The organism is Vibrio sp. Vb1574, from assembly GCF_033338675.1.
Map to the genome: position 1 here is coordinate 1 of NZ_JAWOTC010000466.1, position 1,039 is coordinate 1,039.

Below are 1,039 nucleotides of genomic sequence, written 5' to 3' on the forward strand. Positions count from 1 at the left end.
AAGGGGTCAGCGAATTTGTTGCTGTGGCGGAAACCAACAGTTTTACCGGAGCAGCAGCTAAGCTGAAAACATCGGTGGCACAAATCAGTCGTCGGGTATCGGCACTTGAAGAACGACTTGCGGTGAAATTGCTGCATCGCACGACGCGAAAAGTCTCCCTGTCTGAAGCCGGACAACTCTATTACCAGCAGTGTAAACATTTGGTGGAAGGGTTAGAACTGGCCGAGCTTGCCGTAACGCAAATGCAGACCGAACCGCGCGGTTTGCTGCGCGTGACGGCTCCTGTGACGTATGGGGAAATGAACCTCGCGCCGCTTTTGCATCAGTTTTTGGAAAAGTACCCGCGTGTGGATCTTGATTTAGTGCTGACCAACCAAAAGCTGGATTTGATTGAGCAAGGTGTGGACGTGGCGATTCGTCTTGGCCGCTTGCAAGATTCCAGCATGATCGCCAAGCGTCTTTCCTCACGTCAAACCTACGTGTGTGCCAGTCCGATGTACTTGGAGCGTTTTGGTGAGCCACATACGTTGTCGGAATTGGGACGGCATCAGTGCTTGGTTGGCTCGGTCGACTATTGGCACTTTAAGGAAAATAAACGCGATAAATCTTTACGCGTGTCGGGACGGATTAAATGCAACAGCGGTTTTGCTTTGGTGGACGCAGCGAAACGCGGTCTTGGTTTAGTGCAGCTGCCGGATTACTACGTTCAAGAAGCGTTAGACAGTGGTGAGTTAGTCGAGGTGCTGACCGATTACCGCGACGATCGCGAAGGCATTTGGGCGCTGTATCCGCAAAGTCGCAATTTGTCGCCAAAAGTGCGGTTATTGATCGACTTTTTGGCGCAAGAGTTGGCGTGATCAGCGCATCAACTGACGCAACGTGACATCCGGAAGCGCGGTCAGTTTTTTACTTTGCACCAAGAACAATTCCGCGCACGCCAAGGCATCACTGGCGGCTGAGTGCGATAGGTACCCCGGCAGGTGATAATAGCGGCGCAAATCGTCCAACTGATAACTGCTGTGCGCGCCGCTTTTCCCTG

Annotated in this window: 1 protein-coding gene and 1 pseudogene; one reads left to right on the top strand and one right to left on the bottom strand. The window is 52.5% G+C overall.

Features of this window, described 5'->3' with window-relative positions; genetic code table 11:
• Positions 1-857: LysR family transcriptional regulator (locus R7O12_RS26905; RefSeq protein WP_318127120.1), on the top strand; the 857-nt coding region annotated here is incomplete at its 5' end.
• Here R7O12_RS26905 and R7O12_RS26910 read toward each other — a convergent pair.
• Positions 858-1,039 (bottom strand): annotated as a pseudogene (locus R7O12_RS26910) (DNA polymerase III subunit epsilon); the annotation flags it as partial.